The organism is Vibrio splendidus (genome assembly GCF_003345295.1).
Taxonomy (GTDB): domain Bacteria; phylum Pseudomonadota; class Gammaproteobacteria; order Enterobacterales; family Vibrionaceae; genus Vibrio; species Vibrio splendidus_K.
The window spans coordinates 93110-106843 of sequence record NZ_CP031056.1 but is presented as its reverse complement, the minus strand read 5'-3'; the positions used below and the strand labels follow the sequence as shown (position 1 = coordinate 106843).

Genomic DNA, 13734 nt, shown 5'->3' with positions numbered 1-13734 from the left:
TCACCTCGTTGTTGCCATTTTGGGTTGTACTAAGTTGGAGTAAGCGGCCACCAGTAAGGGCAACAAAATCCCCCAACTTATTGCAAGGGCAGCTAACACCGATGCGTCTGGCCAAGTAGTCAGAAGGGCGCCTGCTTTGATGCCTCCCCAATAACTACTAGTACCTGCTACGAACCCTATGACAAACAAGATCACTTTCGAGCATTTTAAAAGCCAATTTAGGCTGTGGTTAAAGCTGATTAAAAACATGATCCACAGGCAAACGAGCCAGACTGGAAACCACGATTGATTCGCAATTTCAGAGTCGACTGCAAACACGCCGAAGTGAAGCAAGAGGCTATCAAGCAACAGCCCTAATGGTAATAAAATGAGTATTTTCAGATCGCTACTGCGAGTAGGGGAGAGAAGGAAGTGAACGGCCACAATCAGTGGCGCCACGAACGGGGCTTGCGCGGTAAAGAACGCGCTGCAAACCCAGGTCGCTTGAAACAGAACGAGATTAATAATCCAAAACCGTTTCATCTTTTGCTCCAAAGTAACGAGGTTTTCTAGCAACTAAGTGATGAGTACTGATCACGCGCTCTTTGAATGCACCTTCACAGTAGCAGAAGTAGAAGATCCACAAGCGCTTAAACTCTTCTGAATAGCCGAGAGACTCTAACTCTTCCCAACTGTTTTCAAAGGCAACATTCCAATCATTAAGCGTTCGAGCGTAGTGCAGGCCAATATCATCGATTTCTTGGACAACAAGGTCTGTACTGGTCGCAAGGTGTTGAGTCATCACTGAAACCGAAGGTAGGCAACCGCCGGGGAAGATGTACTTTTGAATAAAGTCGACACCTTTACGGTATTTATCGTAACGGCTGTCGGCAATAGTAATCGCTTGGATCAGCATCTTGCCTGAAGGTTTAAGTAGCGATGAACATTTCTCAAAGAAGGTCTGGAGATATTCATGACCGACCGCCTCAATCATCTCGATAGAGACCAACTTGTCATACTCACCAGTGAGGTTACGATAATCCTCTTTAAGCAGGGTGATTTTGTCTGTTAAGCCAAGCGCTTTTACTCTCTCTTCTGCAAGCGCGTGTTGGGCATCTGAGATTGTGGTAGTGGTGACATGGCATCCGTAGTGTTGCGCCATGAATATCGCTAAGCCACCCCAGCCTGTGCCTATCTCGACCACGTTATCTTTCTCTGACAACTCTAATCGCTCACAGATGGTTTTCATTTTGTTTTGCTGAGCTTTGGATAGGGTTTCTGCTTCTTCGCTGTAGATAGCGGAAGAGTACTGCATCGAGCTGTCTAGGAAGCGCTCGTACAACTCATTGCCAATATCGTAGTGCGCAAGAATATTGCGCTTAGAACCTTGCTCGGTGTTGGCATTCTTACGACGCAGCAATAGGTTTTTGATGCGAGAAATCCATTGTGTTTTATCGTCAAGCTCGTCGAGTTGAGATTGATTTCGAGCCATGATTTGAATCACTTTGGTGAGATCTGGGCTTGTCCATTTTCCATCAATGTAGGCCTCAGATGCGCCAATACTGCCGTCAATCACGACATCTCTAAAAAAGGTTGCATCGTGAATCACGATTCGACCTTTCAAGTCGGCTTCTCGATCGCCGAACACCGAATGCTGGTCGCGCTCAATGATCTCAAGCGTCGCGAATTGCAGGCTTTCTAGAACCTTAAAGATTAAAGCTCGATATTTACAGTTGCTTGAAACAGCAACGGCTTTAGCTTGTTGTTCAATGTTGTTGTTTTGTTTGGCAAGCTGTTCCATGTAAACCTCGCTGATAACTCATTCTAATATTTTGTGCCAACTAAGCTGGGTTATGCCCTTGGTTGGAGCGAACCCAAGCTAAGGTCGAGTTCTATTATTTAGTTGCTGTGAAGACACTTAAGACGTTGAGTCTGGGTGCCCCACAAACGGTACTTTCTTCAGGAATAATTTGAGAGCCTGATAATAAATGCCCATCACGACTTTTATCGTCATCGCCGGAATCTTGAATACCGTTTGTCTAATGTTTGTCTTGGTTACTGACTGTTTCGTCAAGGCCAGTGTCGCATCGAAAAGCTTGTCGTCTCGGCGGCTTTCAATGTGGACCAAGGTGCGTTTCGCTGGTGGCTTAATCTTCCAAAAATAAGTCATATTCAAATCCATGAACGGCGAAACGTGAAACTCTTTCTTAACCTTTAATTCTTGGTGCATGTCGATTAGGTAGTAGTGTCTTTCTCGCCAAGGCGTGTTACTCACTTCAGCCAACATGTACTTACAATCTCCTGTTTCGTCGTAACAGAAGAAACAGTTGATTGGGCTGAAATAGATACCTAAACAGCGGCACTGAGCCAGCATCGTCACACTGTTTGAATCAGACCAAACCCCACCAAGTTTTTGCACTTTGGAAGCTATACGTTGTTTAAGTGATTTTGGTTCATCCGTGGTGGTATTTTCTTTTTTTTCAGCGAGATAATCCGATTCGACGAAGCGAATCGGGTTGTACCATCGAGTTCCGAACAGCGCACTACGCGCTGTGGTTTGGGGCAGTTCATCGAGATCTAACCCCATCATATACAGCTGATAGCTGAACTCATGAGTGATGTCGCCAAAGCGGCGGTGTCTGACGTTGCCCCAATAGATACCGCTGAGTTCTTCACTCTTTTCGGATGCGATCTCCATTTCGGATGTCAGGGTTTGACTGTTCATAGCGCTGAACTCGTACTCAAATCTAAACCGAAGCGTTTGGTCACGTCGAGTGCACTGTGGACGCCATCTTCATGGAACCCGTTGTACCAGTATGCGCCGGCGAAGTGAGTCTGATTTTTGCCACAGATCTGTTCGCGTTTGTGCTGAGCTTCTACCGTGTTCGAGTTAAGTACCGGATGATGATAAACAAAGCTGCGAATGATTTTTTCTGGGTCGATGGCTTCGCTCTGATTTAAGGTCACACAGAAGGTGTCTTGGCTTTCGATGCCTTGCAGAATGTTCATGTTGTAAGTCACACAGGCAGGTCGTTTACTGTCGCCGTCCAACATGTAGTTCCAACTTGCCCAAGCCAGCTTTCTGTCTGGTAACAATCGGGTATCAGTGTGCAGAACCACTTCATTACGGCTGTATGGGATCTCGCCTAGAACCTGTTTCTCTTGCTCTGTTGCATCGCCGAGTAAACGTAACGCTTGGTCTGAGTGACAAGCAAATATCACTTCGTCGAAGTCTTGTGTAGCGCCATCTTCAAATTCAATCGTGATGCCCGCTTCATGGCGAGTGACTTGTTTGATCGATGTGTTCAAAGCGACGGATTTGTTCAAACCTGAAAGGATGATTTCAACGTAAGAGCGCGACCCTTTAGGAATTACATACCATTGTGGACGGTTCGCGATGTCGAGCAGGCCGTGGTTATAGAAGAATTGAATGAAGAATTTAAGCTCAAATTCTTCCATCTCCTCTAAGCTTGTCGACCAAATTGCTGCGCCCATCGGTAGGATGTAATGCTGGCTGAAAAAGTCGGAAAACTGGTTTTCACGTAGGAAGTTGCCCAAGGTAATATCCGGTGTGAACTCGTTACTTTCGAATTGAGCCTTACACAATTTGTTGAACTTGAGAATGTCAGAGACTAAAGACCAAAATTGAGGTTTGAAAATATTACTTCGTTGAGCGAACAGAGAGTTGATGCTGTGGCCGTTGTATTCAAACTTAGTCGTGGTGTTGTGAACGCTGAAACTCATCTCGGTAGGTTGCCTTTCAACACCGAGTTGTTCGAGTAGCTGATTGAAGTTTGGGTAGGTTCGATCGTTAAATACGATAAAGCCAGTATCTATCGAAAACGCCGAGCCTTGATGTTCAATATCAACGGTGGCGGTGTGGCCCCCAACATAATCGTTTTTTTCGAATACTGTTACGTCGTGGTGCTTATCTAATATGTGTGCGCAAGTGAGTCCAGAGATACCTGACCCAATAATGGCGATTTTCTTCATTGTTATACCATCCTTGAAGCGAGTTTTTGCCAAACTGGAGTTGGAAGCATTCTTAGTAGCTTCATCAACATGATGAATCGTCTTGGGAAATCGATTTCACTCTTTCCTTGAGCAATACCATTTACGATTCGCTGAGTTGCGGCCTCACTACTAATAATCATAGGCATAGAGAAAGTATTTCGCTCGGTTAATGGCGTTTCAACAAAGCCTGGGTGCACAATTGAGACATGAATATTGTGCTCGGCCAGATCAACCGACAGTGTTCTGCCTAAGTAGGTGAGGGCTGCCTTTGAAGCGCCATAAGCCTCGGCTCTTGGCAAAGGTAAAAAGCTGGCGCTGGAACTTACTAAAACCAAACGGCCGCCGGGCTTGATGTTTTTTAACCAGGCTTTAAGGGCGTAGCCAATTGAAATTAGATTGATGTTGATGACGCGCTCGAAAAGCTCGGCATCAAAATTCACTGGGTCGTTGATGTATTCACAATCACCCGCATTTAAAATCAGCAGATCGAGCGGCTTGTCTTGGTCGAGCTCTGGGAAGTTGTGGTAATCGGTCAGATCGAAACAGAGCGGTGTAATGGATGAATGCGCGATGTCTGTCTCGTGAGAATCAACCAAGGCTTGCAGCTTGTCTGGGTTACGGCCACAAGCAATCACCTGATGCCCTTGTTGAGCGTAATCGATAGCGAGTGATTGGCCGATACCTGAGGTCGCGCCTGTGATCATAATACGCATTATTGGCTCGCTCTCTTTTTGATGGATTTGATGGCGCAGCCCAGTACTGGAATGTGTTCGTACAACATAGAGCCGACATCAAGATAGTCTCTGTGATAAACCACTTGGCCGTCGAGCATCTTGAGGTGGCTGTGTCCTTGTACTTCGATCGGCTTTTGTCCATTTAATTGCTTGTGAGCAAACTGCATCGTCCAGTAAACAGAAGCTTCGTCGTTCGCTTCGAAAGTGTGTTCGATATGAAAGTAACAGCTCGTTACCTGAGTGTAGAGATTCTCGAAGTAGTGGGTAAGCGCCGCAATTCCGCTGACATGATGCAGCGGATCTTGGAATTCGATATCAGGGTGATAAACCGTCTTAAGCACGTCGAAATTGTCAGTTCCGAGTTCTCGATACATGTTGAGAAAGTTATCAAGCCATAGAGAGTTATCCATAATATTCACTCTAATTATTTGAAAAAGGCTAAGGCTCTCAATCGTGCTTCTTTGTGTTCAACGATGGGTTGCCAGTATTCGCTGTTAATTCCGTTTTTTGCAATGTAATCATGTGGAAAGTGCATATGCTTGTCAGGAATATTTTGCAGCTCTGGTATGTACTTACGAATAAAAATTCCTTTTGGATCAAACTTTTCACTCTGAGTGATCGGATTGAAAATTCGAAAGTAGGGTTGAGCATCACAGCCAGTACTTGAAGCCCACTGCCAGCCACCATTATTCGCGCTGAAATCACCATCGATAAGGTGCGACATAAAGAAACGCTCACCCCAACGCCAATCGATCAGTAGGTGCTTGGTTAGGAAGCTTGCCACCACCATTCTTAGCCTGTTGTGCATCCAGCCTGTCTCAACCAATTGACGCATCGCTGCATCAACTAATGGGTAGCCTGTTTTTCCTTCGCACCACGCCTTGAAGCTCGGGTTGTCGTGATACCAATCTAAGCCGTTGTATTTCTGCTGAAAGTTAGCACCTTTAACCAGTTTAGGATGGTGGAACATCAAATGCTTATAAAAATCTCGCCAAATCAATTCATTAAGCCAAGAAAAGGCTGGCAACTGAGTATCAAATAACAAGTCAGGCTGTTGCTGAATCAATTGAATCGCTAACCAACGAGGGCTGACTGCACCAATAGCCAAGTAAGGAGATAGGCCAGACGTGCCTTTTAACGATGGAATGTCTCTAAGGCGAGAATAGTCATTAACTTTATTGGCTAAGAAATTGGGAATCACATTGCCCAGCACATCTTGGCTTAATGGCCAACGGCTTGAATCAACACGCGGAAAGTCAAAATCGTACTCGCCAGAAAAACCACTTAACGATTGTTTCAGTTGTGATGGATTCTGAAGCGAATCCGTTTCAGATGAACCTGCTTGCGCTGATCCTGTTGAATGCACTGGAGCGTGGCTGCAAATGATGCCTTTCGCTTGCACTTCTTTTAACCATGCGTTTTTGAAAGGTGTGAAAACCTTGAACATCTCACCTTGTTTATTCAGCACGCTACCTAATGGCAGAATCGTATCGCAGTCGGTTATTTTCAGCTTTATACCAGTAGCGATTAAGCGTTTGTCTCTTAACTGCTCATCCACTTCCGGCTCTGAATTGGCATACACACATGTCGCATCGACCTGTTTGCACAAGTTGATGAGTTGAGTGGCTTGATCGTTAAAGTCTGTGGCTTTGAGGTGCAGAAGATCGATCCCAAATTCAGCGAGTTGGGATTCAAGTTGCTGCAGGTGACGATAGATTAAATCGGCTTTGATTGGCGCAAGGTGGTGTTGCTGCCATTGCTGTGGCGTTGAAATGAAAACGGCGGTCGTCACACCGTTTTCAACTGCCGCGACGAGCGCAGGGTTATCGTGAATCCGCAGGTCTCGTCTTATCCATAGAATGTCGCTCAATATCCGTATCTCAGCTTAAGTTCTTGTGGGTGCGGGTTTAGGTAAACCTGTGATTCAAGGTACTCGTTTGGGTATTCCATCAAGTAGTGGTTGATCAGTGTTAGTGGAACTAACAGAGGAACAAGACCTTCTCTGAATGATGAAATCTGATTGGTAAGCTCTTGCTTGTGCGCGCTGCTCAACTGTTTCTTAAAGTAACCTTGCAAATGATGCAGAGTATTGGCGTGGCTACCACGGTTCGCGTGGTGAGATAATGCCGTCATCAAGCCTTCAATATATTGTTTTGCCAACTCATCGATTTCAAGATCGTTGCTTGCTAATAATTTTCCAAGTTTCTTATAGCCTTCAATGTGGTGACACATTACCAAATACTTGTGAGCGCTGTGGAATTGAATCAGCTTGTGTTTAGTTACGCCTTCGTCAACAAGGTTAAGCCATTTTTGGTAAGTGAAGACTCGAGTCATAAAGTTTTCACGCAGAATTGGATCGTTGAGGCGACCATTCTCTTCTACTGGAAGTAGGGGATTGCCTTGTATAACCTGCTGAGTGAACAAGCCAACGCCTGTCGATTCAGAACCGCGCCCGTGGTGGTGATAAACCTTTACTCGCTCCATACCGCAGGTTGGGCTTTTTTGACACACAATAAAGCCAGCGATGTGCTGGTTGCTCTTTGAATAGTTTTGTCCAAACTCGATCAGATCATTGGTCACATCACCAGAACCGTCAGGTCTAGAAACGTGAATGATATTGTCTAGCTGACGAACTTGGCGAATGGTTGGGCGAGGCGTTGGAAGTCCAACGCCCATTTCTGGACAAACTGGCTCAAGTTCTACGTAGTCTGCAAGATCGTCTGTACAAAAACGAGAGCGTTTGTGACCTGTATCGAACCGAACTTTATGACCGGCGACACATGCACTAATGCCTATTTTTATTTTTTTATCCATTGGTCAATTCCTTACGCTCATTGCTCGTTGTTATTCTTATATTGTGTGTTTTGTTGCTTATTAAACATTACTTTAGTTCGGTTTTTACTTTGCTTACTAGCCAACTCTATGAGTCTTGTGACGTACCCGGTAAATCTTTTCAATCTAATAAATGTATTTACCCAGTGGGTTGAATAACTGGCTCACACCTTTTGTGAAGTAAAGTGCATCACTTGAAACAGTTAAACACACACAACCTTCTTTGGTAGCTGGTTGATGGGTGTGGTCACCATCTAACCAGATGAAGTCGCCTTTGTTGTAGACGCCCATTTCGTCTTCGAAACTGCCTTCCAAGAGAAGCGTAATCTCAAAGCCTTTGTGGGTGTGGCAAGGCACTTGTCCATCTTTGTCGATGTGCAGCAAGCTGGTGTGGTGTGCTTCGTCATCAAAATCGAGTCGCGCTCGCGAAATTTTGCCTAAGTTCATCCAGTCTTTTCTCGCCACTGAGTTCAACGCGCGAGGAATAGTGAATGTGGTGTCTGCAACCGTAACTTGCTGAACTTCGGGTGTCACTTCGATAGCTTGAGATGAATCAGCAGTGATTTGAGCAATCGCATCAAAATCAAACTCCCCATCATCGGATAGGAACGCATCCATTTCTCTGTCAGAAAGTTGAAGCCCTGAGGTATCACTTTCAAAGACAGGTGTATCGCTTTCAAAGACTGATTCAGCAGCTTGCGCCGTCAGCATGCTTACTTGTTGTTGGCAGTGTTCACACAGTTCAACATGGCTAGAGACAATCAAAGAAACTGAATCTGCTAGTGTGCCATCGACAAAATCTTTCAAAATTGCGGCATTTGGGTGATGTTTAATCATGATCTTGTTCCCCCATGTGAACCTTAAGTTTGGCTAAAGCGAGTCTTAGACGTGATTTCACGGTTCCAAGTGGGACGCCAAGTTGTTGAGCGAGTTGCTCTTGTGACAATTCCTGAAAGTAAACGCCTTTAACAATCGTTTTCTGAGCCAAAGGCAACTTCTCTATTTGAGTCATTACATGGCGGCTCATCAAATGATCACCAAACGGTAATTCATCGCTTTGAGATTCAGCGACCATTGCATCTATTGGCCAAATGTCGTCAGCAATGGTTTGTTCTGCTTTTGCTTTCACCTTTCGTAACATGTCGAAGGCCGCATTTCGCATCACGGTGTAGACCCAAGTAGTCGCAGCACCTTTCTCTTCGTTGTAGAGATGTGCTTTTTTCCAAACGTTAGTCATTGTGTCTTGAACTAGCTCGTTTGCAGCAGCCTCTCCGCCCAACTTGCTGATTCCAAAACGCTTGATCTTAGGTGCGAAGAACTTGAACAAACAGGTGAAGGCTTGTTTGTCTCGGTCTGAACCAACCAAAATCAACCAACTTGAGAGCTCTGTAGGTACCTTATTTTCATTAGGTAATTTGTTGTCGGGAATAATGACATGCTCCTTGCCGTTCCCTGAACTTCTGCTTTCGACTTGCATAGTACTTAACCATCATGCGAATTTGAGTGGCACTACGTGAAAGGAGAAGGTCGGGATCACTTTAATTTAAATTAATTTCCACTATACAAAATTATAGTGAAGAAAAGTGCTTATTGCCCCGTAATGATTTGATTCAAAAAAGGAACTAAAGAAGGAAAGCTAGCGGGTTCGGTAAATTCTGTTTTCTTTTCCAATGGGATAGGCATCATTTCGAGTAATCGCGCACAAATCCATCGTGGGCTTTCGAAGTCTGGAGTGGGGTAGAGCGTTCTGATTGAATCGTGGTCTCGAAACAGCTGTACTAAGAATGCAGTAAATACGTTCGGTACTTTGCATTCTAGATCTGGCCAATGAGGTAACAACCTGAACTGGCTTTTTATCAGATCATCGTCGTCTCGAAATGGTCCGTGAAGCTGAACCAGCTGTTGGCCTTCGACATCGATTTCCAAAATTTGGTCGTCAGACATGTTGAAATCAACGATGGACACTTTGGTTCCCCAAGAACTGAGATGTTCAGAGTTGGTGCTGTCTTGGGTGGCAATAATGAACCCATCTCCTTGGGCCGCATGTGCAACCATAGCAAGATATTTTGGTTCAAAGATGCGTAGCCTCTGGCGACCTCCGGGCAGAAGGAATATCGGAAGGGGAAATACGGCGAGCTCGAGAGAAGACTCTACGAGTGCCTCTGGTTCGGCGTCTGGCCGTGTGATCTGGCTCGATGAATTCGGCACATAGCACTCCTTAGTTCAAATTTAATTTGAGAAGATATACGCGGAGTCGGTGGTGTTCGATCAATTGATTGTGGTTGTTGTTATTGGGTGATGAGCTACAGACATGAGCCAAAGCAGATTGTTTTTTGTTGCACATGCTCATAAATTCATTGTTTTTACCTTCTTTCATACGCGTCATTAGGTAATATATGTACGAATAGTAAGCGGATGGGTGGTCGCCAAACGATGCTTCTATCTATCCTTCTTCTTTACCTGACATCGCATCAAAGGAATGGTCATGATTGTTATATATGGTATCAAAGAGTGCTTGAATCCAATTAAGTTGCAGCTCTCTAATGTGTTGCAACAGTGCTTAAACAGTGAAATGGGTTTACCCGATGACAAGCGAGCGCATCGATTTGTACCATTGGAGCGAGATGATTTCTTTTATCCAGAAGGAAGAACAGAAGCCTATACCGTTATAGAGATCAATATGATGGAAGGTCGAGCGGTCAATACCAAGAAGCGCTTAATTAAGAAGATATTTTCTGAGATAGAGAGGCAGTTAGCTATCTCTCCTATTGATATTGAAATAACCATCAAGGAACAACCTGCACACTGTTGGGGGTTTCGAGGCATGACCGGTGATGAAGCCCAAGACCTGAAGTATAAAGTGAAGGTCTAAGGTCGCAGGACTAAGATATATTCCACTTCAAATCTTGGATTTATAGAATACTGAGAGCGGCTTTAGAAAAACACTAAGCCGCTTGTTATTGAAGAAGACCAATAGAGAAGGTTAAACCATTAGATCTCGTGGTTCTCTTTTAGGTAACGGTGCCAGTTGGCATTGATGACATCAAAGTGCTCCACACAGAACTCTTTCCTATCTTTCAAATAGTCGTTTTCTACTTCATTGAGCAAGTTCTTGTAGGCATCAGGATCGCTGCCATACACCAAGCATAATGTGGAGAAGTAGCGCTGTAGATCAAAACTGTGCTCATCAATGTATTCACCCAAGTCGTAATACTCAGGGCGGTCTTCTGACTCGAAAGCGAACATGTCAGCGGCGCTGATTGCGGCATCACCTCCATGTTCTACATAGTTAAGTAAAAGCACTGTCGCGAGGTTATCAACGGCATCTTCCTCTTTGCCCAGTATGGCAATATTCTGGTCTTCGATATAAGCGTGCCCAGCTTCGTGCAGTAGAGTATGAAGCAAGGTATCGATAGCACCAGTTTGCGCGGTCTTTCCATACTCTTTTTCGTATTGATTCTTTTCAAAGTAATTAAGCGACTCAGAGTAGAAGCTATACGGGATAAGCACTTGATGCGTTTGTGGATCGTAGAGTGGACCTTCTTCCCCGCCGTATTGAATGGTTAATGGCTTTTCAAACATGAAGAGTTGGTTTGACAGGTCAATCACAGTGTCATTGACGCCACTGTTTTGAATTTCACGTTTGAGCTGCTCTTCTTCAGTATTTTGTGGTGAAGAGAACTCAACGATCAGGTTATTTTGGGTTGTTTGTTCACTAGATGCATAAGTTGCGGCAAACACTGAGCTAAGGGCTAGGCTGTAGGTCAGTGTTCGTTTCAATAATGTCATCGGCTATCCTTGTGATTATGCTGCGATTCAGGCTCGGTGTTAAGGTGATCCCGCTAAGTCATGTAACTCAAGTTACGCGATCTAAGTTATGTACCTTAAGCTGTTTAAGCTGTTTGAGTTAATTGAGTTATTTACTGTGGTTAGATTACAAGTTTAGACTGAATTTTGAAGCATCGAGGACAGCAATTTTTGAAGTCGACACGAGCTGATTAATGAGTGATCCGCTTTGAGGTTCGGCTACAAAGAATTGGCGAGCTGAATGACCAGCGGTGATGTGATTCGTTTCTGTTGGTAATTGATAGATAAATTTCGGTTCAAGTGAACCCTTGTGCTATACTCCGCGCCCCAATCCGAATTGGCTTGTTAAATCTTAGGAAATTATTATGAGTGTTAAAAACGAACTTCAACAAATTAACAACCGTCTAGACAAATGTCGCAACAAGTTAGCGGCTGCTAAAACTCGTAATGATCGTCCTGTTGTTCGTCAATTTGAAGACGAGATTAAGAAGCTAACCAAGAAAATTGCTCAGTTGAAACACAAAGAAAGCTTCGATGTAAATCAAGAGCGTAAGTCTTTGGTTGATATGCCATTTAGCCGTGAGATTACAAAAGCTGAGCAAGCGGATATGGGTAAACTTAAGAAGTCTGTAAAAGGGCTCGTAATTGTTCACCCAATGACGAAGATCGGTAAAGAGCTTCGCATTGAGGTTATGACTGGTTACGCACCGAAAAAATTCTAATTACCAGTGATGGTGATGAAAGAGGAGCTAGTAATAGCTCCTTTTTGCTTTTTTAGGTATTAAAAAAGCAGAGTTAGCGGCAAGGATACTCACGCCGTTATCAACTTTTTGGAGGTGATTTTTGTCACAAATCCTTTTATCTCCTATAAAAGTTAACGTGTCACTAACATGGCACCAAGTGAACGCAGTAATGTGTTCGCTTTTCGAATCTACAATTTCTCTCCAGTTTGTATAAATATAGGTAGAGCAGCACAGATAATTACAGATAAAACTAGACTCATTAAGGAAGATGAGAACGTAAAAAAATAGAGGTTATATGAATCAATTAATTTCAATTGGACCACTAGAATCCTTCCTAATCGCGATTAGTGTTTTGTTTCTAGGTCATTTCGTCAATGCAAAGCTTCCGGTTCTCAAAAAGTACAATATTCCAGAGCCCATTGTCGGCGGCTTGATTGTCGCTTTTGCTATTACAGCCCTGCACTTTAACGGCCTTGATCTTGAGTTTTCCTTGCCCCTGCAGAACACTTTTATGTTGATGTTCTTTGCAACGGTCGGTCTTGCGGCTAACTACACGCAGCTGATAAAAGGTGGCGCTAAGGTATTCCTATTCTTAGGGGTGGCTTCGGTTTACATCATTATCCAAAACGGTGTAGGTGTAACACTTGCAACGGCACTAGGCCTTGAACCCTTGATGGGTTTGATTGCTGGATCTATCACGCTTTCGGGTGGTCACGGCACAGGCGCAGCTTGGTCTCAAACTTTTTCAGACACGTTTGGCATTGCCAATACTCTAGAAATCGCGATGGCTTCAGCGACGTTTGGTTTGATCATCGGTGGTATTATCGGTAGCCCAGTAGCACAAAAGCTGATTGATAAAAACCAGCTTGAATCTGAGTACGGCACTGGCACACAAACCCACGAGCGTTTTCCTGAACTTGTTACTTACAACGAGTATGAAGAAGACAAAGTAACAGCGAAGAAGGTGATTGAAGTATTGTTCATTCTTCTAATCTGTATCTCGGGGGCGAAATACTTAGAAGAGTGGGTAGCGACTTTTGAAATTTCTTGGTTGATGATTCCTGACTTCGTTTACGCGTTGTTTATCGGTGTGTTCATCACTAACGTTTTTGAAGTGACTAAGCTGCATAAAACCGACAGTGAAACGGTCGATATTCTTGGTACGGTGTCATTGTCGCTGTTCTTAGCTATGGCGCTAATGAGCCTTAAGCTTTGGAACATCTTTGACCTTGCGATTCCGTTCTTGGTTATCCTTGCGGTTCAGGCTGTGGTGTTGGGTATCTTCTCTTACTTTGTGACGTTCAAAGTAATGGGTTCTAACTACGACGCAGCGGTTATGGCGGGTGGTCACTGTGGTTTCGGCCTAGGTGCAACACCAACAGCGGTAATGAACATGGGTTCTTTGGTGAACCGATTCGGTCCGTCGCCACAAGCCTTCATGGTTGTGCCAATCGTTGGTGCCTTCTTTATCGATATCGTTAACCTGATCATCCTTCAAGGTTACATCTCGTTTATCGGTTAATGTTCGCCTTTGCTTAAATGCGATGAGCTAATCGCACTAAGATGAATACAAGAAAGCCAGTCTGTTGACTGGCTTTTTTATTGTCTAGCGTATCCGAACTTAT

15 protein-coding genes are annotated in these 13734 nt (G+C 44.2%); 3 read left to right on the top strand and 12 right to left on the bottom strand.

Annotated elements, in window-relative coordinates; translation table 11 throughout:
• The 11 genes from DUN60_RS16425 to DUN60_RS16375 all read right to left on the bottom strand — a co-directional run bounded on the left by DUN60_RS16425 (position 1) and on the right by DUN60_RS16375 (position 9767).
• Complete coding sequence (locus DUN60_RS16425; protein WP_017082959.1) at positions 1-522, bottom strand: DUF2878 domain-containing protein; 522 nt, start codon at positions 520-522, stop codon at positions 1-3.
• The gene (locus tag DUN60_RS16420; protein ID WP_114634381.1) at positions 500-1780 is read right to left on the bottom strand and encodes an SAM-dependent methyltransferase; all 1281 of its coding nucleotides are present in this window, start codon (positions 1778-1780) and stop codon (positions 500-502) included. Before DUN60_RS16420 ends, DUN60_RS16425 begins: the two co-directional genes overlap by 23 nt.
• A gap of 117 nt (positions 1781-1897) precedes the next feature.
• Positions 1898-2704 (bottom strand): DUF1365 domain-containing protein, encoded by an 807-nt coding sequence (locus DUN60_RS16415; RefSeq protein WP_114634380.1) that lies wholly within the window; start codon positions 2702-2704, stop codon positions 1898-1900.
• Positions 2701-3972 (bottom strand): NAD(P)/FAD-dependent oxidoreductase, encoded by a 1272-nt coding sequence (locus DUN60_RS16410; RefSeq protein ID WP_114634379.1) that lies wholly within the window; start codon positions 3970-3972, stop codon positions 2701-2703. Before DUN60_RS16410 ends, DUN60_RS16415 begins: the two co-directional genes overlap by 4 nt.
• A gap of 2 nt (positions 3973-3974) precedes the next feature.
• The gene (locus tag DUN60_RS16405) at positions 3975-4706 is read right to left on the bottom strand and encodes an SDR family NAD(P)-dependent oxidoreductase (RefSeq protein WP_054546096.1); all 732 of its coding nucleotides are present in this window, start codon (positions 4704-4706) and stop codon (positions 3975-3977) included.
• Complete coding sequence (locus tag DUN60_RS16400) at positions 4706-5137, bottom strand: nuclear transport factor 2 family protein (protein WP_054546097.1); 432 nt, start codon at positions 5135-5137, stop codon at positions 4706-4708. The genes DUN60_RS16405 and DUN60_RS16400 overlap by 1 nt, the downstream gene beginning before the upstream one ends.
• 14 nt (positions 5138-5151) lie before the next feature.
• Positions 5152-6597 (bottom strand): deoxyribodipyrimidine photo-lyase, encoded by a 1446-nt coding sequence (gene phrB, locus DUN60_RS16395; RefSeq protein ID WP_114634378.1) that lies wholly within the window; start codon positions 6595-6597, stop codon positions 5152-5154.
• Entirely contained in the window at positions 6594-7541 is a 948-nt protein-coding gene (locus DUN60_RS16390; protein ID WP_114634377.1) for a YbgA family protein, read from the bottom strand. Before DUN60_RS16390 ends, phrB begins: the two co-directional genes overlap by 4 nt.
• A 144-nt stretch (positions 7542-7685) precedes the next feature.
• The gene (locus DUN60_RS16385) at positions 7686-8396 is read right to left on the bottom strand and encodes a ChrR family anti-sigma-E factor (protein ID WP_114634376.1); all 711 of its coding nucleotides are present in this window, start codon (positions 8394-8396) and stop codon (positions 7686-7688) included.
• Positions 8389-9036 (bottom strand): sigma-70 family RNA polymerase sigma factor, encoded by a 648-nt coding sequence (locus DUN60_RS16380; protein ID WP_065206472.1) that lies wholly within the window; start codon positions 9034-9036, stop codon positions 8389-8391. The genes DUN60_RS16385 and DUN60_RS16380 overlap by 8 nt, the downstream gene beginning before the upstream one ends.
• 110 nt (positions 9037-9146) lie before the next feature.
• Positions 9147-9767, bottom strand: coding sequence for an LON peptidase substrate-binding domain-containing protein (locus DUN60_RS16375; RefSeq protein WP_114634375.1), 621 nt, complete (start codon positions 9765-9767; stop codon positions 9147-9149).
• Positions 9768-10044: 277 nt separating this feature from the next.
• Here DUN60_RS16375 and DUN60_RS16370 point away from each other — a divergent pair, with 277 nt between their 5' ends.
• Complete coding sequence (locus DUN60_RS16370) at positions 10045-10431, top strand: tautomerase family protein (protein WP_065206470.1); 387 nt, start codon at positions 10045-10047, stop codon at positions 10429-10431.
• Positions 10432-10550: 119 nt separating this feature from the next.
• Here the strand turns inward: DUN60_RS16370 and DUN60_RS16365 are convergent, their stop codons facing one another.
• On the bottom strand, positions 10551-11348 hold the full coding sequence (locus tag DUN60_RS16365; protein WP_114634374.1) for a DUF4344 domain-containing metallopeptidase: 798 nt from the start codon (positions 11346-11348) through the stop codon (positions 10551-10553).
• Between the two features lie 383 nt (positions 11349-11731).
• On the opposite strand from DUN60_RS16365, the gene DUN60_RS16360 reads away from it, so the two are divergent.
• Both DUN60_RS16360 and gltS read left to right on the top strand, forming a co-directional pair.
• Positions 11732-12088 (top strand): YibL family ribosome-associated protein, encoded by a 357-nt coding sequence (locus tag DUN60_RS16360; RefSeq protein ID WP_004732722.1) that lies wholly within the window; start codon positions 11732-11734, stop codon positions 12086-12088.
• A 316-nt stretch (positions 12089-12404) separates the two neighbouring features.
• Positions 12405-13631 carry a sodium/glutamate symporter gene (gene gltS, locus DUN60_RS16355; protein ID WP_004732723.1) on the top strand — a complete coding sequence of 409 codons (1227 nt, stop codon included), beginning with the start codon at positions 12405-12407 and terminating at the stop codon, positions 13629-13631.
• The last annotated feature ends 103 nt before the right edge of the window (positions 13632-13734 follow it).